The following is a 23875-nucleotide window of genomic DNA, read 5'->3' on the forward strand; positions in this document are numbered from 1 at the left end:
AGATCATGCGCCGGGTCATGCCACCATCGACGACGAAATTCTGCGATGCCCCGGCCGATGCCCTGGGCTGCGCCGGTGACGATGACCACCGGCACGTTGTCCGGGCTCACCCCCCCTCCTCCGCCATCGGCTCCACGTGCAGGTGGGATTCCGTCAACTCACCCTCGGGCGTCAGCCAGGCATCGATTGATATCACCCGGCAGGAAGCCTCGGGGACCGGCAATGGCGGCGTCAGGCGGGCGGAGACGCGAATCAGCCGCAGGCGGCCGTCCATTCCATAGACGTAGGCCACCTGGGTGGCCTTGAGCCGGTCGATGGTCATGACCGTATCGAACAGGATGAGCTCGCCCCGCATCACCATGCGCTCGAACAGCCGCGCCGCGGCGGCCACGGACAACTGCCGCGGAGGCACCAGATCCAGGGTCCCGGCCGGCGGAACCGCCACTGCGTCTCCCGACCCAAACGGCGCAGCGGGGCCCATCGCGGCCGCGGCGCTGCCAGCCAGCAGCGACCACAGCAGGGTCAGGGCAAGACCACGGAGCGGCACGATACGCTCAGAGGCCGAGGGAGAACATCTGTTCGAGGTCGTGCCGGGAGTAGGCGCGGAAAGCCAGCATGGTCTCCGTCTCACGGATGCCCTCGATGCGGGCGATGTGCTCGGTCACCAGGTCGGCGAGAGCCTCGTTTTCATGCACCCGCACGATGGCCACCAGGTCGTAGGGACCGCTCACCGAGTAGGTTTCCGAGATCTCCGGCCGCTCCGCCAACTGCTCGGCGACCTCGTTGACCTTCCCGTGCTCCACCCGCAACATCACGATTGCCGTCAGCATGTCTGGCACTCCTCTTGCGCACTGCTTCACTCTTGGCGACGCTTTCAGAACCCACCACGAAGGCACGAAGGACACGAAGAAGACAAAAAAGATCGATATCCGCAGATTACGCGGATTACGCAGATTGGTTGGTAAAAACCAGGATCACCGTCGGACAACCCGGACCGGGTTGTGCCAGTTCAGCACCTGCGCCGCCAATGACGGCTGGCGCATGGTCCCTTGACGCGAGCGGCCCGGTGGCACGGGCCAGCCGTGCAAATCCGTGAATCTGCGTAATCTGCGTAATCTGCGGATAATCAGAATCTTTTCTTCGTGTCCTCCGTGCCTTCGTGGTGAAGGTATTGTGTCATTCAAGGTTTTCAGGTTGTACTTATCCGCCCAGCGCGGCGGCCACGGCCCGGCCCATTTCGGCCGGGGAGCGGACCGTGTGCACGCCCGCCGCCTCCAGCGCAGCGAACTTCTCCGCGGCGGTGCCCTTGCCGCCGGCGATGATGGCCCCGGCATGGCCCATGCGCTTGCCCTTGGGCGCCGTGACGCCGGCGATGTAGGAGACCACCGGCTTGGTGACATTGGCCTTGATGAAGGCCGCGGCCTCCTCCTCGGCGGTGCCGCCGATCTCGCCCACCATGATGATGGCCTCGGTCTGCGGGTCATCCTGGAACAGCCGCAGGGCGTCCACGAAGTTGGTGCCGGGAATCGGGTCGCCGCCGATGCCGATGCAGGTGCTCTGCCCGAGGCCGGCGTCGGTGGTCTGCTTCACCGCCTCGTAGGTGAGCGTGCCGGAGCGGGACACGATACCCACCTTGCCCGGCTGGTGGATGTGGCCGGGCATGATGCCGATCTTGCACTCCCCGGGGGTGATGATGCCGGGGCAGTTGGGGCCGATGAGACGCGCCTCGTGCTGGTCCAGGTAGGCTTTCACCTGGAGCATGTCGAGGGTGGGAATGCCCTCGGTGATGCAGACGATGAGCTTGATGCCCGCCTCGGCCGCCTCGATGATGGAGTCCTTGCAGAACGGGGCCGGGACGTAGATGACGCTGGCGTCGGCGCCGGTGCTCTCCACCGCGCCACGCACGGTGTCGAACACCGGCAGGCCGAGATGGGTGCTGCCGCCCTTGCCGGGGGTCACGCCGCCCACCATCCGGGTGCCGTAGGCGATGGCCTGCTCCGAGTGGAAGGTGCCCTGCTTGCCGGTGAATCCCTGGCAGATGACTTTCGTCTCCTTGTTGATCAGTACACTCATGCCGCACCTCCCACCGCTGCAACGATCTTCTCGGCGGCGTCGGTAAGGCCGTTGGCCGCAATCAGGTTCAAACCGCTCTCCTCCAGTCTCGAAGCGCCGAGCTCGGCGTTGGTGCCCTCGAGGCGCACCACCACCGGCACCTTGACGCCCACCTGCTCCACCGCGCCGATGATGCCGTCGGCGATGAGGTCACAGCGCACGATCCCGCCGAAGATGTTCACCAGCACCCCCTTCACCTTGGGGTCGGAGAGGATCAGCTTGAAGGCCTCGGTGACCCGTTCGGTGGTGGCGCCGCCGCCCACGTCGAGGAAGTTGGCGGGGCTGCCGCCGTGGAGCTGCACCAGGTCCATGGTCGCCATGGCCAGGCCCGCGCCGTTGACCATGCAGCCGATGTCACCGTCCAGGGCCACGTAGTTGAGGTCGAACTTCTTGGCGTGGACCTCCTTCTCCTCCTCCTGGCTGATGTCGCGCATCTCCTGCAGCTTGGGCTGGCGGTAGAGGGCGTTGTCGTCGATGTTCACCTTGCCGTCGAGACACAGCAGGTTGCCCTCGGCGGTGACCACCAGCGGGTTGACCTCCACCAGGCTGAGATCGCACTCCACGAACAGCCGCACCAGCCCCCCGAGCAGCCGGGTGAACTGCTTGATCTGATCGCCTTCCAGCCCCAGGCCGAAGGCCAGCTCGCGGCACTGGTAGGGCAGCAGGCCGAGCATGGGGTCGACGGTGGTCCTGAGGATCTTCTCCGGCGTTTCCTCGGCCACCTTCTCGATCTCCATCCCCCCCTCGGTGGAGACCATGAGGGTTACGCGGCGGCTGGCGCGATCCACCACGGCGCCGACGTAGAGCTCGCGGGCGATATTGCTCACCTCTTCCAGCAGCACCGCGTTCACCGGCTGGCCGTTGGCGTCGGTCTGGTAGGTGACCAGCCGGGTGCCGAGCAGCGCTTTGGCCACCTCGGCGGCCTCCTCCGCGCTGCCGACCAGCTTCACGCCGCCGGCCTTGCCCCGGCCGCCGGCGTGCACCTGCGCCTTGACCACCCAGCGGTCGCCGGCCAGGTTGGCCAGCGCCGCGCGCACGTCCGCCGCGTCATGGACCACGGCACCGGCGGGTACCGGCATGCCGTAGCCGGCAAAGAGTTGTTTAGCCTGATATTCGTGTAGATTCATAACCTTTCCACTTGTTATCTGGTGGCCCCGCGGGCCGGTGACCCGGGGTCATGGAGGCCGCTCCCCGGCCGTGCCGCTGCGAAAGCGCCCGGAGACGCCGCAGCCGCTATTTTCGCTTTTTTGGCTGGTAAATGTGTATGGCGCTGCCGCCGGCGGCCATCGCCGCCTCGTGCAGCGCCTCCGACAGCGTCGGATGGGCGAAGACGGTCAGCGCGAGATCCTCGGCACTGGCGGCGAACTCCATGGCAATCACCGCCTGGGCGATGATCTCGGAGGCGCTGGGGCCGAGCACATGGACGCCCAGTATCCGGTCGCTCTTCTCCTCGGCGATGATCTTCACCATCCCGACCGCCTCGTCGCTGGCCCGGGCGCGGCCGTTGGCGGCGAAGGGGAAGATGCCGACACGGATCTGCTCGCCGGCGCCGCGCAGGGCCTCCTCGGTCCGCCCCACCCAGGCAAGTTCGGGATTGGTGTAGATCACCGCGGGGATGGTGTCGTAGTTCACCCGGGCCTTGTGGCCGGCGATGATCTCGGCCACCGCCAACCCCTCCTCGGAACCCTTGTGGGCCAGCATGGGACCGCGCACCACGTCCCCCACCGCGTAGACGCCGGGCAGGTTGGTGCGGCAGTGCTCGTCCACGTGGATGAACCCGCCCTCGTCCAGCAGCAGGTCCGACTCGGGGGCGAACAGCCCCTCGGTATGGGGCCGGCGGCCCACGGCCACCACCAGCTTCTCCACCTGGATCCTGTGCTCGCCGGCGCTGTCGGTGTAGTGCACCACGACATTCTTCTTGCCCAGGCTGGTGGAGGTCACCCGGGCGCCGAGGCGGATGTCCAGCCCCTGCCGGGTGAACTGCTTGTAGGCCTCCTCGGCCATCTGCTGGTCGGCGAAGTGGAGGAAGTTCTCCTGTGCCTCGAGCAGCACCACCTCGGCCCCGAGCCGGCGCCAGACGCTGCCCAGCTCCAGGCCGATGACGCCCGCACCGATGATGCCGAGGCGCTTGGGCACCTCGTCGAACTCCAGCGCACCGGTGGAATCGACAATCCGATCCCCGTCCACGGGCGCCATGTGCAGGGTGCTCGGCCGCGAGCCGCTGGCCAGGATGACATCACCCGCCTGCACCACCTCGGGGTCGCCCCCGCCGGTCGGGGAGAACTCCACCCGGCGGCCATCCAGCAGCCGTCCGTGGCCCTGCAGCCAGGTCACCTTGTTGGCCTTGAACAGGGCGGCGATACCGCCGGTCAGGCCCTTCACCACCTCGTCCTTGCGGGTAATCATCTGCGGCACGTCGAGGCTGAGCCCCTCCACGCTGATACCGTGCCCCCCCAGCTCATGGGCGATCCGGTGGTAGTGTTCCGAGGAGTCCAGCAGCGCCTTGGATGGGATGCAGCCGGCGTTGAGGCAGGTTCCGCCCAGCGACGGTTTGCCCGCCTTGTCCAGCCACTCGTCGACACAGGCCGTCTTCAGCCCCAGCTGGGCGCAGCGGATGGCCGCCACGTAACCGGCCGGCCCCCCGCCAATCACCACCACGTCATAGGATTTTGACATCGCTCATCTCCCCCTGCGCCCGCGCACCTGCACGGACGGATTCATGGTTTCCCTGCTGTCTCCGACCGCCGGACCGCCTTCTGCAGAGCTCCGGGATTCCGGTCCGTTCCTTCAGCCGGCAACCGCGCGGTGCGGAACAACCTGTGTAGGCCACAGAGTGCACGGAGGACACGGGGCAATGGGGATCGGGGGCCGGCTGCGGCACACCCGTACCTACCCACGCGCCACGTTGAGGTTCCGGTGTTCCGATCCTCTGTATTCTCTGTGACCCCTGTGGCGGCAGAACCCGATCAAAGCTGCAGCAGCATCCGCGCCGGGTCCTCCAGGGCCTCCTTGATGGTGACCAGGAACTGGACCGCCTCACGCCCGTCGATGATGCGGTGATCGTAGGACAGGGCCAGGTACATCATTGGCCGGATGACAATCTCGCCGTCGACCACCACCGGGCGCTCCTGGGTCTTGTGCATCCCGAGAATCGCGCTCTGCGGCGGGTTGAGGATGGGCGTGGAGAGCATGGAGCCGAACACGCCGCCGTTGGAGAGGGTGAAGGTGCCGCCGGTGAGCTCCTCCATGGACAGCGCGCCCTTCTTGGCCTTGTCGCCGTAGGCGGCGATGGCATTCTCGATGTCAGCCAGGCTCATCTGGTCCACGTCGCGCAGGATCGGCACCACGAGTCCCCGCGGCGAGGCCACGGCGATGCCCACGTCGTAATAGCCGTGGTAGACGATGTCGGTGCCGTCGATGGAGGCATTCACCTCGGGGAAACGCTTGAGGGCCTCGACACACGCCTTGACGAAAAAGGACATGAAGCCAAGGCGCACGCCGTGAGCCTTCTCGAAGCGGTCCTTGTAGCGGGCGCGCAGGTCCATCACCCCTTTCAGATCCACCTCGTTGAAGGTGGTGAGGATGGCCGCGGTGTGCTGGGCCTCCACCAGCCGCTCGGCGATACGCTGGCGGATGCGGGTCATGGGCACCCGGCGCTCGGCCCTGGCCCCCAGGGGCTCGGTTGCCGGCACCGGCGCTGCGGGCGGTGGCGGCGGCTCTGCCGCCGCGGGGGCCGGAGCAGTCGCCTCCGCCGCTTCGGCCTGGCGGTTTTCCAGGTAGGCGAGCACATCGCCCTTCGTCAGGCGGTCGCCGCTCACGGGGATGGCGGTGGCATCGAGGCCGTGCTCCTCCAGCAGGCGCCGCACCGCGGGCCCCACGCCGGTAGCGGCGGCGGATTCCGTTTCCGGCTCCCCCGCGGCAGTCCCGGCTGCGGCGCTTTCATCCGCGGCGGGGGCGGGAGCGCTTTCAACGGCTGGCGCCGCGACACCGGCCTCCAGGATGGCCAGCACCTCCTCGGCCACCACCTGGGCGCCATCGCGCTTGAGAATCTCCCTCAGCACGCCGTCCTGGGGCGCCGGCACCTCGAGCACCACCTTGTCGGTTTCGATATCCACCAGGTTTTCGTCGCGCCTGACCGCCTCACCCGGCTGTTTGTGCCAGGTCACCACCGTCGCATCGGCAACGGACTCCGGCAACATGGGAACCTTGACTTCTATGGACATGGCAGCTTCCTTCAATCTGGACTTCCGGGGTCGTTATCAGCTGAGCGCCTGGTCTACCAGGGCCGCCTGTTGTTGTACGTGCAGCGAGAAGTAGCCGGTCGCCGGCGAGGCGGAGAAATCCCGGCCCGCGTAGGACAGGCTCTGCCCCGTCCGCAGGCACTCCTCGAGATGGTGCTTGCTGGAGAACCAGGCACCCTGGTTCTTCGGCTCCTCCTGGCACCAGACCACCTCCCTGGCCCGGGTGTAGCGTTTCAGCTCCACGCTGAGCTCCTCCACCGGGAAGGGATAGAGCTGTTCCACCCGCAGGATGACCACATCGTCGGCCTCGCGGGCCTGGCGCGCCTCGTAGAGGTCGAAGTAGACCTTGCCGCTGCACAGCACCACCTTGCGCACCCCGCTGGGCTTGATGGGCTCGACCTCCGGAATGACCGGCTGGAACCTGCCCTCGGAGATGTCCTCCAGGCTCGAGGTGGAGAGCTTGTGGCGCAGCAGGCTCTTCGGGGTCATCACCACCAGCGGCTTGCGGTAGGGCCGCAGCGCCTGGCGCCGGAGCATGTGGAACATCTGCGCCGGGGTGCTGGGTACGCAGACCTGGATGTTCTGCTCGGCGCACAGCTGCAGGTAGCGCTCCAGGCGTGCCGAGGAGTGCTCCGGGCCCTGGCCCTCGTAGCCGTGGGGAAGGAACATCACCAGCCCGCACAGGCGACCCCACTTCGACTCGCCGGAGCTGATGAACTGGTCGATGACCACCTGGGCGCCGTTGGCGAAATCACCGAACTGCGCCTCCCAGATGACCAGGGTATCCGGTTCGGCGGTGGCGTAGCCATACTCGAAGCCGAGCACCGCCTCCTCCGAGAGCAGGGAGTCGATGACGCGGAACTGGGGCTGCTCCTCGGCCAGGTGCTGCAGCGGGATGTAGTGGGCATCCTCCTTCTGGTTGTGCAGTACCGCGTGGCGGTGGAAGAAGGTGCCGCGGCCGCAGTCCTGGCCGGAGATGCGGATGGCGTAGTTCTCCCGCAGGAGCGCGGCGTAGGCCAGGGTTTCGGCAAAGCCCCAGTCCATGGCCAGGGCGCCGGCGCCCATCTTGCGGCGGTCGTCGATGATCTTGGCCACGCGCGGGTGCAGCTCCAGGCCCTCGGGCAGCTGGGTGAGCCGCTCGGTGAGCTCCTTGATGACCGGCTGCGGCAGGGAGGTGTCCACCGGGTGGCGCCAATCGGTGCCGTGGAAGCGGCTCCAGTCCACGGTGTGCTTGTTGCCCTTGCCGTTCTCGATCACGTCCCGGGCGGCGATGGCGCCCGATTCCAGTTTGTCGCGGTAGCTCTCGGCAACCGCGTCGACCTCCCCCTCCTTCAGCATCCCCTCCTTGGTCAGGCGTTCACCATGGAGCTGGCGCAGGGTGGGCAACTCGCGGATGCGCTGGTACATCTGCGGCTGGGTCACCGCCGGCTCGTCGGCCTCGTTGTGGCCGTGGCGGCGGTAGCAGACCATGTCGATGACCACGTCCCGCTCGAATTCGTTGCGGTAGTCCAGCGCCAGCTGGGAGACGAACACCACCGCTTCGGGATCGTCGCCGTTCACGTGGAAGATGGGCGCCTGCACCATCTTGAACACATCGGTGCAGTAGAGGGTGGAGCGGGCGTCCAGGGGATTGCTGGTGGTGAATCCCACCTGGTTGTTGACCACGATGTGCACCGTGCCCCCGGTGGCGTAGCCGCGCGCCTGGGACATGTTCATGGTCTCCATCACCACGCCCTGGCCGGCGATGGCGGCATCGCCGTGGATCAGCACCGGCAGCACCCGCGCATTGGCGCCCGCGCCGCGCCGCTCCTGGCGCGCCCGCACCGATCCCTCCACCACCGGCGAGACGATCTCCAGGTGGGACGGGTTGAAGGCCAGCACCAGGTGCAGCGGCCCGCCCGGGGTGCGGATGTCGCTGGAGAACCCCTTGTGGTACTTGACGTCGCCGGAGCCCTGGAGATGATCGTGATCGTACTTGCCCTCGAATTCCTGGAACAGGTTGGTGGGCGACTTGCCGAGAATGTTGACGAGCACGTTCAGGCGGCCGCGGTGGGCCATGCCCACGATTACCTCCTCCACCCCGCTCTTGCCGGCCCGCTGCACCATGTCGTCCAGCATGGGTATCAGCGCCTCGCCCCCTTCCAGGGAGAAGCGCTTCTGGCCCACGTACCTGGAGTGCAGGTAGCGCTCCAGGCCCTCGGCGGCGGTGATCCGCTCGAAGATGCGGCGCTTGGTCTCGGCCACGAAGTTGGGCTGGGAGCGGCGCATCTCCAGCCGCTCCTGGATCCAGCGCTTCTGCACCGTGTCGGTGATGTGCATGTACTCGGCGCCGATGGTGCCGCAGTAGGTGGCGCGCAGCGCGTGCAGGATCTCCTTGAGCGACGCCTTCTTCCGGCCGAACAGGAACGAGCCGGTGTTGAACTGCAGGTTCAGATCCGCGTCGGCGAGATTGTGGTACTCAAGGTCCAGGTCGGGGACGTGCGGGCGTTCATGGATCCCGAGCGGACTGAGGTTGGCGTACTGGTGGCCGCGGAAGCGGTAAGCGTTGATGAGCTGGAGCACGCGCACCTGCTTGCGCTCGTGCTCGGCCATCTGCTGCAGCACCCGGGAATCAGGCGCCGCCCCGGCGTGCAGCGCGGCCTGCCGGAACTGGTCCCGGATGGGCGCGTGCGGAACATCGGCATGTGCGCCGCCGGCCAGCTTCAGCTCCTCGAAGTAGTCGCGCCACTCGGGGCTGACCGCCTCCGGGTCCTGCAGGTAGGTCTCGTAGACGGCTTCCAGGTACGCGGCACTGCCGCCCGACAGGTGGGTGTTGCCGAGGAGTGCCTTGAGGTTCCCCATCGCAGTCACGTATTTCTCCTCCACGAGAAGTCCGCTGCGCAGGAACATGCCGGCCATCTGGCGAGCCGGTCACATGCCTGCCGAGTCCGGGACGCCGTGAGCCGCCCCGGCCGTGCCTTGTATTTCCAGTGCGCAAGCGCGGCCGGGCCGCACCCGCTCAGGCGCTCTTGCGCAGCATGAGCGTCTTGATCTGGGCGATCGCCTGGGTCGGATTGAGCCCCTTGGGGCAGACCGCCACGCAGTTCATGATGCCGTGGCAGCGGAAGACGCTGTAGGCATCCTGCAGATCGGCCAGCCGTTCCTCGGTGGCCTGGTCGCGGCTGTCGACGATGAAGCGGTAGGCCTGCAGCAGCGCGGCCGGACCCATGAACTTGTCCGGGTTCCACCAGAAGGAGGGGCAGGAGGTGGAGCAGCAGCCGCAGAGGATGCATTCGTACAGCCCGTCGAGCTTCTCGCGATCCGCCGGGGACTGCAGCCGTTCGGTGCGCGGCGCCGGCGTTTCGTTGATGAGGTAGGGACGGGCCTTCTCGTACTGCCTGTAGAACTGGCCCATGTCCACCACCAGGTCGCGGATGACCGGCAGGCCGGGCAAGGGGCGCAGCACCACGGGCTCCTGCAGGGATGACATCGGCGTGATGCAGGCCAGCCCGTTCACCCCGTTGATGCTCATGCCATCGGATCCGCAGACGCCTTCACGGCAGGAGCGGCGGAAGGTGAGGCTTTCATCCTCGGCCTTCAGCAGCATGAGGGCATCGAGCAGCATCATGTCGCCGGCTTCCACGTCCAGGCGGTAGTCCTGCATCCTGGGCGCCTGGTCCTGCTCCGGGTCGTAACGGTAGATTGAAAAGCGCATCGTCTTTAGTCGTCTTCGTGCAAGGCTTCTGAAACGCGCGGAGCGGACCGGCGCCCCGCCACCCGGTACTCAGTAGGTTCGCTTCCTGGGCGGGAACGGCTCCACCGTCAGCGGTTTCATGTTCACCGAGCGGTAGCGCAGGGGCTGACCGGCGAAATAGACCGTGTGCCGGATCCAGTTCTCGTCGTCGCGCTCGGGAAAGTCCACCCGCGAGTGGGCGCCGCGGCTCTCCTTGCGCGCCTCCGCGGAGACGATGCTGGCATGGGCCACGGCCATCAGGTTCTCGAGCTCGAGCGCCTCCACCCGGGCGGTGTTGTAGGCTTTGCTCTTGTCGCGCAGGTGGGCATGCCGCAGGCGCTCCTGCAGCGCCTCGATCTTCCCGATGCCCTCCTGCATCACCTCCTCGGTGCGGAACACGCTGCAGTCGTTCTGCATGGTCCGGCGCATCTCGTTGCGGATGTCCTCCACCCGCTCGCCGCCGCTGCTCTGATTCCAGCGATCGAGCCGATCGAGCGCCGGGTCGAGGGCGTCCTCGCCCAGCGGCCGCTCCACGTGCTCGGTGGCGAGCATGTGGGTCACGTGCTGGCCGGCGGCGCGGCCGAACACCACCAGGTCGAGCAGGGAGTTGCCGCCGAGGCGGTTGGCGCCGTGGACGGAGACGCAGGCGCACTCGCCGACCGCGTAGAGCCCGTCCACCACCCGGTCGCCGCCGTCCGCATCCTGGCTGAGCACCTGGCCGTAGACGTTGGTGGGCACGCCGCCCATCATGTAGTGGGCGGTGGGCACCACCGGGATGGGCTTCTCGATGGGGTCCGCGTGGGCGAAGGTGATGGCCAGCTCGCGGATGCCGGGCAGGCGGCTCTTGATCACGTCGGCACCCAGGTGATCGAGCTTCAGCAGCACGTGATCGCCCTCGGGGCCGCAGCCGCGCCCCTCGCGGATCTCCACCGCCATGGCCCGGGCCACCACGTCGCGCGAGGCCAGGTCCTTGGCGTTGGGGGCGTAGCGCTCCATGAACCGTTCGCCATCCTTGTTCAGCAGGTAGCCGCCCTCCCCGCGCACGCCCTCGGTGACGAGCACGCCCGCGCCGGCGATGCCGGTGGGGTGGAACTGCCACATCTCCATGTCCTGCACCGGCAGGCCGGCGCGCAGGGCCATGCCCAGACCGTCGCCGGTGTTGATGAGGGCATTGGTGGTGGAGGCGAAGATGCGCCCCGCCCCGCCGGTGGCGAGCACCGTGGCCCGGCTCTTGATGAAGTGCAGGTCGCCCGTCTCGATCTCGATGGCCAGCACGCCGGCGATGGCGCCGTTGCGGTCCTTGATCAGGTCCACCGCCAGGAACTCGGTGAAGAAGGTGGTCCCGGCCATCAGGTTCCGCTGGTAGAGGGTATGCAGCAGGGCGTGGCCGGTGCGGTCGGCCGCCGCGCAGGTGCGGGTGGCCTGCTCGCCGCCGAAATTGCGTGACTGGCCGCCGAAGGGTCGCTGGTAGATCTTGCCGTTGTCCAGGCGCGAGAAGGGCAGCCCGTAGTGCTCCAGCTCATAGACCACGTCCGCCGCGTGGCGGCACATGTACTCGATGGCATCCTGGTCGCCCAGGTAGTCCGACCCCTTGACGGTATCGAACATGTGCCAGTGCCAGTTGTCCTCGGAGACATTCCCGAGCGCGGCGGTGATGCCGCCCTGGGCCGAGACGGTGTGGGAGCGGGTGGGAAAGACCTTCGAGACCACGGCCGGGCGCAGCCCCGCCTCGGCCATCTGCAGGCCCGCCCGCAGGCCGGCGCCGCCGGCGCCGATGATCACCGCATCGAATTCGTGCTCAACAACCGCTGTCATCAGTTACCCCACAGAATCGCGACGGCCCAGGCGACGAAGACCACCAGCGCCAGGATGACAACCACCTGGAACAGCAGCCGGAGCCAGTAAGGATGGATGTAGTCGGTGGACACGCCCCACACGCCGACCCAGGCATGACCGGCCAGCGACAGGACCGACAACAGGGTGAACATGCGGAACCAACCCTGGGCGAAGAGCCCCTGCCAGTCCGCGAACTGCAGGTCCGGGTTGAGCAGCAGGAAGCCCAGGAGAAACAGGGTGTAGAGGGCGAGGATGACCGCCGAGACGCGCTGCACCAGCCAGTCGCGCAGGCCGGTGCGGGCAAGGCCTGCCACATTGTCTACCATAGCCAGACCCCCATCAGCAGCGTGGCGACGGCGGCTACCGCAATCGCACTCCAGGCACCGCGGCGCCCCCCCTCGAGGGTGTCGCCGATATGCATGTCCATGAACAGGTGACGGATGCCCGCGGCCAGGTGATAGAGGAGGCCGGCCAGAACCGCCAGCAGCACCAGCTTCACGATGAAGCCGTCGAGGGTCGCCTTGAGCGCGTCGAACGCTTCCGCGGAGTCCAGGGACCGCTCCAGCATCCAGAGCAGCAGGGGCGTGGCCACGAACAGGGCCATGCCGGATACGCGGTGCAGAATGGAGGCGACGGCCGGGACGGGGAAGCGGATGCTCGTGAGATCGAGATTGACAGGACGCTTCTTGTTCACAGTTCGCAAAACCACCATTTTTTATGGCTTATGCCATTGTTTTAAATAAAAAAGGTGTGCAGTCAAAAAGTCAGGCACACCCCCGTCTTATGGAGACATAAGCGAATTATATGCACATCGCTTGTGCAAAATAAAGGCTTATGTGCGTTCGCAGCAAGCCCCCCTTGAACTCCCCGCTGGGCCCACTTGCCGATTAGTATTATTTATATTGTTTATCAGTTTGACAAATAGTTCCGCCTTTCTATAACTTACGGTTCCGGCCAAAACCACTATACTGATGCGTTTGCGAAGGCCGTCCGCCCCCGTCGGGACGCAACACCGTTTCATGACGCGGGTGAGCGCGCGCCGAGGGCTTCCCGGGACCGGGACCGACCGATCGGCATCCTCCCCGAGGGCCGTGTCGAGGTAAAATCACCAGGTCGTGACAGCCGTGTCCCGTGCGACCCGGGCCCGCAGACGCCTAACGGCTGTTTCACTGTTGGAAGGAGGCACCGATGACGGTGGACAAGAAAGCGCATATCACGATTGACGGGCGCAGCGAGCCCATTGAACTGCCGGTCATGTCCGGCTCTCTGGGCCAGGACGTCATCGATGTTCGCGACCTGGGCAAGGCGGGGTACTTCACCTACGATCCCGGCTTCCTCTCCACGGCAAGCTGCGAATCGGGCATCACCTTCATCGACGGCGACAAGGGCATCCTGCTGCACCGCGGCTATCCCATCGAGCAGCTGGCGGAGAAGTCCGATTTCCTCGAGGTGGCCTACCTGCTGCTCTACGGCGACCTCCCCTCCTCCTCCCAGTACCACCAGTTCGTGAAGACGGTGAAGCACCACACGATGGTGCATGAGCAGATCCACAAGTTCTACAGCGGCTTCCGCCGCGACGCCCACCCCATGGCCACCATGGTGGCGGTGGTGGGCGCGCTGTCGGCCTTCTATCACGACACCCTCGACATCAGCAACGAGAAGCACCGCGAGATTGCCGCCTTCCGGATGCTGGCGAAGATGCCCACCCTGGCGGCCATGTCCTACAAGTACTACGTCGGGCAGCCGTTCATGTATCCGCGCAACGACCTGTCCTACGCGGAGAATTTCCTGCACATGATGTTCGCGGTGCCGTGCGAGCCCTATACGCCGAACCCGGTGCTGGCCCGCGCCATGGATCGCATCTTCATCCTGCATGCCGATCACGAGCAGAACGCCTCCACTTCGACCGTCCGCCTGGCCGGTTCCTCCGGCGCCAATCCCTTCGCCTGCATCGCCGCCGGCATCGCCGCTCTCTGGGGTCCCGCCCACGGCGGCGCCAACGAGGCGGTACTCAACATGCTCGAGCAGATCGAGACGCCGGATCGCATTCCGGAATTCATCGAGCGGGCCAAGGACAAGGACGATCCCTTCCGCCTCATGGGCTTCGGCCACCGGGTCTACAAGAACTACGACCCCCGCGCCAAGGTGCTGCGCAACACCTGTCACGAGGTGCTCTCCGAGCTCGGCCTCCAGGATGAGCCGCTGTTCAGGATCTCCATGGAACTGGAGCGGATTGCCCTGGAGGACGACTACTTCATCGAGAAGAAGCTCTATCCGAACGTGGACTTCTACTCGGGCATCATCCTCCGCGCCATCGGCATCCCCTCCAACATGTTCACGGTCATCTTCGCCCTGGCGCGCACCATCGGCTGGGTCGCCCAGTGGCACGAGATGATCGGCACCCCGAACCTCAAGATCGGCCGCCCCCGCCAGCTCTACACCGGCCAGCTCCAGCGCGAGTACTCGCCGCTCAAGGAGCGCTGACAGGGCATGGCCGCCCGCCGGCGCTCCGGCCGGCGGGCGGCAGGCCTGCCAGTGGCGCGCTGAAAGTCCCCGCAGGCGCAGTACACTAGCCGCCGGACTCGAAGGCCAGGACGACCATCAGGTTCTGCAGCGCCAGCAGCGTACCCCCGAGGGCCAGCACTTTGGTGAGACGGCGCATCACTCTTTTCACGGCCACCTCCTTCCGGCTATTTCCGAGTATTTTTGTCAATTATAAAAATTGTAGTGCCGGCAAGGCCCTGGATCAAGGCGGAGCGGACGGAGAGCGTGGCGGAACGAAAGGCTGGAAGGGGTCTCCGGCGCCACCGGCGGGCCCGGGTTCAGAGGGGATGGAGCCGCTCGATCAGCAGCTGCAGGCTGCGCCGGCCCCGGTATTCGTTCACATCGAGCCGATAGACCACCAGCACCCGGGTCAGCGGGGATTCCAGCAGGTCGGCCTCCACGTTGAAGGCGATGGCATCCAGAAGCCGCTCCACGCCGGGATGGCCGAGCTGCAGCTTCAGATGGCGATCGCCGCCCACGGGACGCTGTGACAGGACCTCGAACTCTCCATGGAACAGGGGCTCCGGAAAGCCCTGACCCCAGGGCCCCCCCTCCCGTATCCGCTGCGCCAGGTCGAGGCTGAACTCGGAGTCCTCCAGGACGCCGTCACTGCGAATCCGGCCGCGCAGGTCCTCCAGGCTCACCAGGCGCGCCAGCTCCCGGTTGAACGCCGCATCGAAGGCTTCCAGGTCCGGGCGCAGCAAACTCAGGCCGGCCGCCATGGCATGGCCGCCGAACTTGATCAGCAGACCGGGGTGACGGGCGGCGATCGTATCCAGCAGGTCGCGGATGTGCACCCCGGGCACCGAGCGTGCGGAGCCGCGCAGTTCGTCGCCGTCACCCGCGGGGGCGAAGGCGATGACCGGCCGGTGCAGCCGCTCCTTGATCCGCGAGGCGACCAGGCCCACGACGCCCTGGTGCCAATCCTCCCGGAACAGGATGACACCGAGACGGTCGGAGGCCTCCTCCCCCTCCATGGCCGCCACCGCCGCCAGCGCCTCCTCGCGCATCCGGGTCTCGATCTCGCGCCGCTCCCGGTTGAGGCGGTCGAGCTCGCCGGCCAGGCGGCGGGCTTCCCCCGGGGCGTCGGCCAGCAGGCACTCGATGCCATGGGACATGTCGTCGAGCCGGCCGGCGGCGTTGAGCCGCGGACCCACCGTGAAGCCCAGGTCGGCCGCCACCAGGCGCCCCGGATCGCGCCCCGCCACCGCCAGCAGCGCCGTGATGCCGGCGCAGCAGCTCCCGCTGCGGATACGCGCCAGCCCCTGGGCCACGAGAACGCGGTTGTTGCGGTCCAGGGGCACCACGTCGGCCACGGTTCCCAGCGCCACCAGGTCGAGGAACCGCGCCAGGTTGGGCTCCGCGATGCCGCGCCGCTCGAACCAGCCGTGCCCGCGCAGGTGGGCGCGCAGCGCCAGCATGACATAGAAGATGACGCCGACACCGGCCAGGTTCTTGCTCGCGAAGCCGTCACCGGGCTGGTTCGGGTTCACGATGGCGTCGGCGGCCGGCAGCTCCGCGCCCGGAAGGTGGTGATCGGTGACCAGCACCCGGATGCCGCGTTCGCGGGCGGCCGCCACGCCGGCGATGCTGGAGATGCCGTTGTCGACGGTGATGATGAGATCGGGCCGGCGATCGGCCGCGACGGCCACGATTTCCGGGGTCAGGCCGTAGCCGTATTCGAACCGGTTGGGGACCAGGTAATCGACCGCGGCGGCGCCGAGGGCGCGCAGGGCGCGCAACGCCAGCGCCGTACTGGTGGCCCCGTCGGCATCGAAGTCACCCACCACCAGGATGCGCCAGCGCTTCTCCAGCGCCTGCTCCAGCAGGCCGACCGCCGCGCCCATCCCCGCGAGCGCCGTGGCCGGGAGCAGGCCCCCCAACCCATACTCCAGCTCGTCCACGGAGCCCACGCCCCGGGCGGCGTAGACACGCGCCAGCACCGGGTGCAGCTGCCCGGCCCACGCCGGGAGCTCCCCCCCGACCTCCCGTGGGACGATCAGCGGCTTCATCGCCACATCTCCAGCGCACGGGGGCGCCGCCACCAGCGCCACAGCAGACGGCGGGTCAGCTCCAGCCGCTGGCCAGCGCCCGGCAGCAGCCACAACCGTGACGGTCCGTCCGCCGACAGCGCGGCGACGATCGGTTCCAGCCAGTCCCGCAACAGTGCCTCGACCGCCGGCACCCAGGCCGATCGATCCCCGTACTGGGCCGCGTCCCCCACGCCGTCGAGAACCACGAGATGGCGACCGTCGCCCGTCTGCGCCAGCCATTCGGCGGCACTGCCGGGCGTGCCGGCCCAGGGGGTGCCGGTGAGGCGGGCCAGACCATGCAGCAGTGGCCCGCCGCCCCGGATTCCGTCCCAGCGGGAGGGACGCGACGGCGGCAGCGTCCCCCCGCCCCACAACCAGAGACTGTTGGGACCCGGGAGGCCGCGGGCCGTGCGGCCGGCGCTCACCGGGCTGGCGTGCAGCAGCATCTGCAGCTCGGTGGCCACCCGTTGCCAGCGGGCCCGGTCCGCTCCCTCCGGCTGGAAGTCGTGGATGGCGTGGCCGAGGGCCGCGGCGGGAGGATGGGTGCGCAGGTCGGCGGGTTCGGGCAACCGCAGGTACCAGCGCCGGGGGTGGGGGGCGCGCAGGGCGCAGCCCTCCTCCCGCAGGTGGGCGTCGAGCTCCGCCGCCAGGCGCCGCGACTCGCCGGCGTCCAGTGCCAGGTGGCGGTTGCCCAGCAGGAAGACCTGGGCCTGATCGGCCTCGAGCTGGACCGGATCGGCGCGCAGCCAGTATGCCCCGCCGGGGTCCTCACCCTCGCCCAGCAGGCTCACCGGGGCCACCGGGGGAGCCTCCCCCGGCTCCACCCCGCAGAGCCGGAACAGCAGGCGATCCGGGTCCCGGTCGAGCGCCCGATGGCAGCGGCCACGGGCCAGCAGGCGGGCCAGCCGCCCGCTCCCCCGGAAGTCGCCGGCCAGCACCGGCAGCAGTCCGGGAACCACCAGGGTCAGCTCGAAAATCCGCTCGCTGCGGTGGGGTGAGGTCGCCATGGACTCAATGATCCGCCGCAGCGGGCCGGGCTGCCATGGCGGCACGGGCGAGCCGTTCCACCACCGCTCCGTGGCCCGCCTCCCGCGCAATCACCAGGGCCGTGCGGCCGCCGGCGTCGGTCTGCGTCGGTGGGACACCCGCCGCCAGCAACGCATCCACCACCCCGAGATGCCCCTTGGCCGCCGCCCAGGTCAGCGCGGTGTTGCCGCCGCTGTCCCGCAGCGTGCCGTCGGCGCCGGAGCGCAACAGCAGCGCCGCGATCTCCCCCTCCCCCTCCTTGGCGGCCCAGATGAGCGCGGTCCAGCCCAGCGTGGATTCCTGGCGGTCCGGATCGGCGCCGGCGGCCAGCAACCGCTCGACCACCTCCCGGTGGCCGTTGCCGGCGGCCAGCATGAGCGCGGTGTAGTCGCCGCTGTCCCGGTCGTTGGCATCGGCGCCGGCGGCCAGCAGCCGTTCCACCACCTCCAGGTGGCCGCCGAGCGCGGCCCGCAGCAGGGCGGTCCAGCCACAGTGATCCCGGGCGCCGATGTCGGCGCCGCGATCGAGCCAGCGCTCGACCCCGTCCAGATCGCCGGATTCGGCGGCGATGATGAGCGGGGTGCGCCCCTTTTCGTCACGGGCATGGGGATCGCCGCAGGCCGCCACTGACAGCGCCAGTACCAGCAGGATCGCTGTCCATTGCAGTTTCATCAGGGACGACCCTTGGGGGGCGGGGGCGGGGGCGCCGGCCGGGTGACCCGGCAAAACCGCCCCGGCCCGATGGGCTCAGGCCATGTTGTCGAGGATGGCGCCCTTCACCGCGTCCAGGGTGGCATCGACGGTGAGCACCGGCTCGCTCTGCTTGATGGCGGTGTCCGGGTCCTTGAGGCCGTGACCGGTGAGGGTGCAGACCACGGTGCTCCCCTCGGGGATGCGGCCGTGGCGGATGTCGTTCAGGGCTCCGGCCACGGAGATGGCGGAGGCGGGTTCGCAGAACACCCCTTCCTTGCGCGCCAGGAGCTTCTGGGCGGCGAGGATATCCGCGTCGCTGAACTCGTCGAACCAGCCGCCGGACTCCTCCTTGGCGTTGACGGCGAGGTCCCAGGACTGGGGGTTGCCGATGCGGATGGCGGTGGCGACGGTCTCCGGATTCTCCACCGGGTGGCCGCGCAGGAACGGCGCGGCGCCGCTGGCCTGGTAGCCGCACATGACGGGGCGGCGGTTGGTGAGGCCGTCGCGCCAGTACTCGCTGTAGCCCATCCAGTAGGCACTGATGTTGCCGGCGTTGCCCACCGGCAGGCAGTGGTAGTCGGGGGCGCGCCCGAGGGCTTCCACGATCTCGAACGCCGCGGTCTTCTGGCCCTGCAGCCGGTAGGGATTGATGGAGTTGACGATGGTCACCGGCGCCTCGCCCGCCACCTCCTTGACCAGCTGCATGCCCTCGTCGAAGTTGCCCTTGATCTGGATGACGGTGGCACCGTGCATCATGGCCTGGGCCAGCTTGCCCAGGGCGATCTTGCCGTCTGGAATCAGCACGAAGGCGGTGATCCCGGCCCGCGCCGCGTAGGCCGCGGCCGCCGCGGAGGTGTTGCCCGTGGAGGCGCAGATGATGGCCTTGGAGCCCTCCTCCACCGCCTTGGTGACCGCCATGGTCATGCCGCGGTCCTTGAAGGAGCCGGTCGGGTTCAGACCCTCGAACTTGACGTAGATGTCCACCTCGCGTCCCAGTTCGCGGGGGATGTTGGCCAGCCGGATGAGAGGGGTGTTGCCCTCGCCCAGGCTGATGATGCGCGTGTCGTCCTTGATCGGCAGACGGTCGCGGTAGCGCTCGATGAGTCCGGTGTAGCGGGTACGGAACGGCATTTTCTCTCCCTCGTGCTTATCTGTTCGCCCGTGTGGACATCCTGCCGGCGGTCAACTGGATCAGGTGCTCAGCGGTGGCTGTCCAGGTGCTCCAGGCGGATGCGCACCACCTGGCCGCTGATGCACTCCAGGGCCTCGATGGCGTCGATGGCCCCGTTCATCTTCGCCTCGAGGGTGCGCTGGGTCAGGAAGATGAGCGGAACGTGGCTCTGTCCCTCGGAGGGCTCCTTCTGCAGCACCGCCTCGATGCTGATGCCCTGGTCGCCCAGTATACGGGTGATGTCCGCGAGCACGCCGGGGCTGTCCTCGGCCTGCAGGCGCAGGTAGTAGGCGGTCTGGACCTGCTCCATGGGCAGGATCGGCAGATCCGAGAGCGCATCGGCCTGGAACGCCAGGTGCGGGACCCGGTTGTTGGGATCGGTGGTCAGCACGCGCACCACGTCCACCAGGTCGGCCACCACCGCCGAGGCGGTGGCCTCGGCGCCGGCGCCGGCGCCGTAGTAGAGGGTCGGGCCGACGGCGTCGCCCTGCACCAGCACGGCGTTCATCACGCCGTCCACGTTGGCGATGAGGCGCCGCTCCGGGATCAGGGTCGGGTGCACGCGCAGCTCGATGCCCGACTCCACCCGGCGCGCCATCCCCAGGTGCTTGATGCGGTAACCCAGCTGTTCAGCATAGGTGACGTCGGTCGGGGTAATCCGGGTGATGCCCTCGGTGTAGGCGTGCTCGAACTGCAGGGGGATGCCGAAGGCTATCGAGGCGAGGATGGTGAGCTTGTGGGCGGCGTCGATGCCCTCCACATCGAAGGTGGGATCGGCCTCGGCATAGCCGAACCGCTGGGCCTCGGCCAGCACATCGGCGAACTCGCGCCCCTTGTCCCGCATCTCGGTGAGGATGAAGTTGCCGGTGCCGTTGATGATGCCCGCCAGCCACTCGATGCGGTTGCCCGCCAGCCCCTCGCGGATCGCCTTGATGATGGGAATCCCGCCCGCGACCGCCGCCTCGAACGCCACCACCACGCCCTGCCGGCTGGCCGCGGCGAAGATCTCGTTGCCGTACTTGGCGATCAGCGCCTTGTTGGCGGTCACCACGTGCTTGCCGTTGGCGATGGCGCGCAGCACCAGCTCCCGGGCCAGGTCGTAGCCGCCGATGAGTTCCACCACCACGTCGACCCCGGGATCGTCCACCACCTCGTTGGGGTCGGTCGTCAGGCGGATGCCGGTGGTATCGCAGAGCCGCGGCTTGTCCAGGCTGCGCGCGGCGGCATGGGAAATCACGATTCCGCGACCGGCACGCCGGGTAATCTCCTCGGCATTGCGGCGCAGTACGTTGACGGTGCCCCCGCCCACGGTTCCCAGGCCCAGCAGGCCCACTTTCACCGGTTTCACAAACCTCGCTCCTCTTCCTCTACGCGGACCATGAGCCGCGGACCATCCCGGCCCGGCGTCGCGCCGGGCGCCAATTCTCGGCGTCCGCGCATCCATGCCCCGGCGACGGCACGCCCGGGGCGGAGGCGCGGACGATCATCCCTTCTTGATCAGTTCCCGGATGCCGCGCACCGCCTGCCGGGTACGGTGCTCGTTCTCGATCAGGCTGAAGCGCACGTGATCGTCACCCCACTCGCCGAAGCCGATGCCGGGCGAGACCGCCACCTTGGCCTCCTTGAGCAGCAGCTTGGAGAACTCCAGCGATCCCATGGCCCGGAACTGTTCGGGAATCTGCGCCCACACGAACATGGTCGCCTTGGGCTTCTCCACCTGCCAGCCCGCCTGCTGCAGGCCGCGGCAGAGGGTGTCGCGGCGGCTCTGGTACATCCCGCGGATCTCGTCCACGCAGTCCTGCGGCCCCTCAAGGGCGGCGATGGCGGCCACCTGGATGGGCGTGAACATGCCGTAGTCCAGGTAGGATTTCATCCGCGCCAGGGCCGCTATCAGGGTCGGGTTGCCGCAGCAGAAGCCCACCCGCCAGCCGGGCATGTTGTAGGTCTTTGACAGCGAATAGAACTCCACGGCGATGTCCTTCGCGCCGGGCACCTGCAGGATCGAGGGCGCCTGGTAGCCGTCGAAGGTGATCTCCGCGTAGGCGATATCGTGGATGACCCAGATCTGGTGCTCGCGGGCGATGTCGACCACCTTCTGGAAGAACTCCAGCTCCACGCACTGGGTGGTGGGATTGGCCGGGAAGCTGATGATGAGCATCTTCGGCTTCGGCCAGCACTCCCGGATCGCCTTCTCCAGCTCCTCGAAGAAATCCACTCCCGGCACCAGCGGCACGTGGCGGATGTCCGCCCCGGCGATCACGCAGCCGTAGGGATGGATGGGATAGGCCGGGCTCGGCACCAGTACCGCATCCCCGGGGCCCATGGTGGCCAGGGCCAGGTGTGCCAGCCCCTCCTTGGAGCCGATGGTGACGATGGCCTCGCGCTCCGGATCCAGCTCCACGTCGTACTTGGTCTTGTACCAGCGGGCGATGGCCCGGCGCAGGCGCGGGATGCCCCGTGACATGGAGTAGCGATGGGTGTCGCGCCGCTGCGCGGCCTCCACCAGCTTGTCGACGATGTGCTGGGGGGTGGGCTGATCGGGGTTGCCCATGCCGAAGTCGATGATATCCTCGCCCCGGGCTCGAGCCTGCGCCTTCAGTTCATTGACGATATTGAAGACGTATGGCGGAAGGCGCTTGATGCGAGGAAATTCGTCCATTGACAGGTTCACCCAGGCGAGGTCGTTGCGGTCAGGAAACGGGGATCCGGCCCAAAGAATTCATCAAATGCCACAGCAAAGCACAGCGACCCGCGGTCCGGACAGAGGCTCCGGCAGCGGAGTCCGGCGGATCATCGACACCGCAATCCGGCGACTCGGCCACTGTGATTCAGATGGCGGACAAATCAGGCTTGGGCGGGAACCGCCCGCACATTGCGAAACTGCTAACATTAATGACGAACCCGTAACCTGTCAATTCAGTCCTTGACCCGGAACAGACCGCAAGACCGTGAAACTGACCCAGCACATCGAGACCGAGGGCAATGTCATCCGGGCCTACGCCGATGGCGAGGCGCGCATCAACGAGTCCGTCTACCGCGAGAGCCTGATCGTGACTCCGGATCGACTCATTACCGGGTGGCCGGCCGATGAGGGAGCGCCGCTGGCCGCGGAGCACCTGGCTCCCCTGCTGGAACTGGGGGTGGATATCGTCGTCATCGGCACCGGGCGGCGGCTGCGCTTCCCGGCTCCCGAAGTCCTGGCGCTGCTCGGCAGCCACGGTATCGGCGCGGAGGTCATGGACACCGCCGCGGCCTGCCGCACCTTCGCGGTGCTCGCCTCCGAAGGGCGCCGCGTCGCCGCGGCCCTGGTGCTGGGCTGATGCCGGGCGGGAACGGACCCCCGCCGGGCACCGGCTCCCGTTCCCGCGGTTGATCCTGCCCGCTACGCCCCCATACTGATCACTCTCCGGTGTCCCGGCCAGCCGCGGAGAAGCGCGGCCTGGAGCGTTTTGCCCGCCCGGGGCATCCACCACGACCGGACAGGCGGTCCTTCCGCGCCGGGCCGGCAGCGGGAAAAGGCCGGCCGCCACCCGTTCCGCGACCTTCGGGACGGGGTTCCGGCCACGGGCGGCGCCGGACCGACGCACACAGCTGATTGCGAGGAGCCCATGAACACAATCCCCTCTATCGTCGATGCCACCCTGGATCACTTCAACGACCTGCTGGAAATCTCCAGGGAAGTACCGGTGGTGGTGGATTTCTGGGCCGAGTGGTGCGGCCCGTGCAAGTCGCTGATGCCCATCCTCACGAAGCTGGCCGAGGAGTACCAGGGCAAGTTCATCCTGGCCAAGGCGAACATCGACGCCGAGCAGGAACTGGCCATGCAGTTCGGCGTGCGCAGCGTCCCCACCGTGATCCTGTTCCGCCACGGCAAGCCCGTGGATCAGTTCATGGGCGCCCAGCCGGAATCGGAGGTCCGCCGCTTCATCGATCCCCACCTGTCACGGCCCGCCGACGCCCGCATCCAGGCCGCCCGCGAGTCCCTGGAGCGGCACGATGTGGCATCGGCCCTGGAGCAGGCGCGGGCCGCGCTGGCCGAGGATGAGGCCTACGTGCCCGCCCAGCTGGTGCTGATCGAAGCGCTGCTGACGGCGGGAGAGGTGGTGGAGGCGGGCGCCCGCATCGACCAGCTGCCGGTGGACATGCTGGCCGACCCGGCGGTGGAACGGCTGCGCGCCCTGCGACTGTTCGCCGAGGCTGCCGCCGACGCCCCGGAACAGGCGGCGCTGGAGCAGGCCGTGGCCGCCGACGAGGGCGACCTCGAAGCGCGCTACCGGCTGGCCGCCCGCCTGGTCCAGGCGGGCGACTACGAGCCGGCCCTGGAGCACTACCTGGCCATTCTCCGGCGGAACCGCAACTACGGCGACGACGCGGCGCGCAAGGCGATGGTGGCCGTGTTCGACCTGCTCGGCGGCAGCGGCGGCCTGGTGACGCGCTACCGGGCGAAGATGGCGCAGGCGTTGTACTGAGCAGTTTCCGGTCGCCGGTTACCAGTCACCGGTCATTG

20 protein-coding genes are annotated in these 23875 nt (G+C 67.9%); 3 read left to right on the top strand and 17 right to left on the bottom strand.

What is annotated here, in order from left to right; genetic code table 11:
- Positions 1–106 precede the first annotated feature (106 nt).
- From DFQ59_RS12270 to sdhC, 11 genes are all read right to left on the bottom strand, one after another.
- Positions 107–445: a hypothetical protein gene (locus DFQ59_RS12270; RefSeq protein WP_114280011.1), complete on the bottom strand. Its 339-nt coding sequence runs from the start codon at positions 443–445 to the stop codon at positions 107–109.
- A 109-nt stretch (positions 446–554) separates the two neighbouring features.
- Positions 555–830: an Lrp/AsnC family transcriptional regulator gene (locus DFQ59_RS12275; protein WP_114280012.1), complete on the bottom strand. Its 276-nt coding sequence runs from the start codon at positions 828–830 to the stop codon at positions 555–557.
- Between the two features lie 370 nt (positions 831–1200).
- Complete coding sequence (gene sucD, locus DFQ59_RS12280) at positions 1201–2073, bottom strand: succinate--CoA ligase subunit alpha (RefSeq protein WP_114280013.1); 873 nt, start codon at positions 2071–2073, stop codon at positions 1201–1203.
- A complete protein-coding gene (gene sucC, locus DFQ59_RS12285; protein WP_114280014.1) occupies positions 2070–3239 on the bottom strand; it encodes an ADP-forming succinate--CoA ligase subunit beta in 1170 nt (389 codons plus the stop codon). The genes sucD and sucC overlap by 4 nt, the downstream gene beginning before the upstream one ends.
- A 106-nt stretch (positions 3240–3345) precedes the next feature.
- Positions 3346–4788 (bottom strand): dihydrolipoyl dehydrogenase, encoded by a 1443-nt coding sequence (gene lpdA / locus DFQ59_RS12290; RefSeq protein WP_114280015.1) that lies wholly within the window; start codon positions 4786–4788, stop codon positions 3346–3348.
- 290 nt (positions 4789–5078) lie between these two features.
- Positions 5079–6335 (bottom strand): 2-oxoglutarate dehydrogenase complex dihydrolipoyllysine-residue succinyltransferase, encoded by a 1257-nt coding sequence (odhB, locus tag DFQ59_RS12295; RefSeq protein ID WP_114280016.1) that lies wholly within the window; start codon positions 6333–6335, stop codon positions 5079–5081.
- 36 nt (positions 6336–6371) lie between these two features.
- Entirely contained in the window at positions 6372–9242 is a 2871-nt protein-coding gene (locus DFQ59_RS12300) for a 2-oxoglutarate dehydrogenase E1 component (protein ID WP_425451024.1), read from the bottom strand.
- Positions 9243–9351: 109 nt separating this feature from the next.
- On the bottom strand, positions 9352–10047 hold the full coding sequence (locus tag DFQ59_RS12305; RefSeq protein WP_114280017.1) for a succinate dehydrogenase iron-sulfur subunit: 696 nt from the start codon (positions 10045–10047) through the stop codon (positions 9352–9354).
- A 69-nt stretch (positions 10048–10116) separates the two neighbouring features.
- A complete protein-coding gene (sdhA, locus tag DFQ59_RS12310; protein ID WP_114280018.1) occupies positions 10117–11880 on the bottom strand; it encodes a succinate dehydrogenase flavoprotein subunit in 1764 nt (587 codons plus the stop codon).
- Positions 11880–12215, bottom strand: a complete 336-nt coding sequence (sdhD, locus tag DFQ59_RS12315) for a succinate dehydrogenase, hydrophobic membrane anchor protein (RefSeq protein WP_245937268.1) — start codon at positions 12213–12215, stop codon at positions 11880–11882. Before sdhD ends, sdhA begins: the two co-directional genes overlap by 1 nt.
- Before the next feature lie 5 nt (positions 12216–12220).
- A complete protein-coding gene (sdhC, locus tag DFQ59_RS12320) occupies positions 12221–12595 on the bottom strand; it encodes a succinate dehydrogenase, cytochrome b556 subunit (protein WP_114280020.1) in 375 nt (124 codons plus the stop codon).
- A 500-nt stretch (positions 12596–13095) separates the two neighbouring features.
- Between sdhC and gltA the strand changes: the two genes are divergently transcribed.
- Positions 13096–14385 carry a citrate synthase gene (gltA, locus tag DFQ59_RS12325; protein ID WP_425451031.1) on the top strand — a complete coding sequence of 430 codons (1290 nt, stop codon included), beginning with the start codon at positions 13096–13098 and terminating at the stop codon, positions 14383–14385.
- A gap of 338 nt (positions 14386–14723) precedes the next feature.
- Here the strand turns inward: gltA and recJ are convergent, their stop codons facing one another.
- From recJ to alaC, 6 genes are all read right to left on the bottom strand, one after another.
- A complete protein-coding gene (gene recJ / locus DFQ59_RS12330) occupies positions 14724–16457 on the bottom strand; it encodes a single-stranded-DNA-specific exonuclease RecJ (protein ID WP_114280022.1) in 1734 nt (577 codons plus the stop codon).
- The gene (locus DFQ59_RS12335; protein WP_147275249.1) at positions 16454–17485 is read right to left on the bottom strand and encodes a hypothetical protein; all 1032 of its coding nucleotides are present in this window, start codon (positions 17483–17485) and stop codon (positions 16454–16456) included. Before DFQ59_RS12335 ends, recJ begins: the two co-directional genes overlap by 4 nt.
- A gap of 4 nt (positions 17486–17489) precedes the next feature.
- Positions 17490–18176: an ankyrin repeat domain-containing protein gene (locus DFQ59_RS12340; protein ID WP_114280024.1), complete on the bottom strand. Its 687-nt coding sequence runs from the start codon at positions 18174–18176 to the stop codon at positions 17490–17492.
- Positions 18177–18251: 75 nt separating this feature from the next.
- Positions 18252–19328 (bottom strand): threonine synthase, encoded by a 1077-nt coding sequence (gene thrC / locus DFQ59_RS12345; protein WP_114280025.1) that lies wholly within the window; start codon positions 19326–19328, stop codon positions 18252–18254.
- Positions 19329–19396: 68 nt separating this feature from the next.
- Positions 19397–20716: a homoserine dehydrogenase gene (locus tag DFQ59_RS12350; protein ID WP_114280026.1), complete on the bottom strand. Its 1320-nt coding sequence runs from the start codon at positions 20714–20716 to the stop codon at positions 19397–19399.
- A gap of 135 nt (positions 20717–20851) precedes the next feature.
- A complete protein-coding gene (gene alaC, locus DFQ59_RS12355; protein ID WP_114280027.1) occupies positions 20852–22027 on the bottom strand; it encodes an alanine transaminase in 1176 nt (391 codons plus the stop codon).
- A 289-nt stretch (positions 22028–22316) separates the two neighbouring features.
- On the opposite strand from alaC, the gene DFQ59_RS12360 reads away from it, so the two are divergent.
- Together DFQ59_RS12360 and trxA are read left to right on the top strand one after the other, a co-directional pair.
- On the top strand, positions 22317–22688 hold the full coding sequence (locus DFQ59_RS12360; RefSeq protein WP_245937269.1) for an Mth938-like domain-containing protein: 372 nt from the start codon (positions 22317–22319) through the stop codon (positions 22686–22688).
- Between the two features lie 288 nt (positions 22689–22976).
- On the top strand, positions 22977–23837 hold the full coding sequence (gene trxA, locus DFQ59_RS12365; protein ID WP_114280028.1) for a thioredoxin: 861 nt from the start codon (positions 22977–22979) through the stop codon (positions 23835–23837).
- Positions 23838–23875: the final 38 nt, after the last annotated feature.

The sequence above is a fragment of the Thioalbus denitrificans genome (genome assembly GCF_003337735.1).
Classification (GTDB): domain Bacteria; phylum Pseudomonadota; class Gammaproteobacteria; order DSM-26407; family DSM-26407; genus Thioalbus; species Thioalbus denitrificans.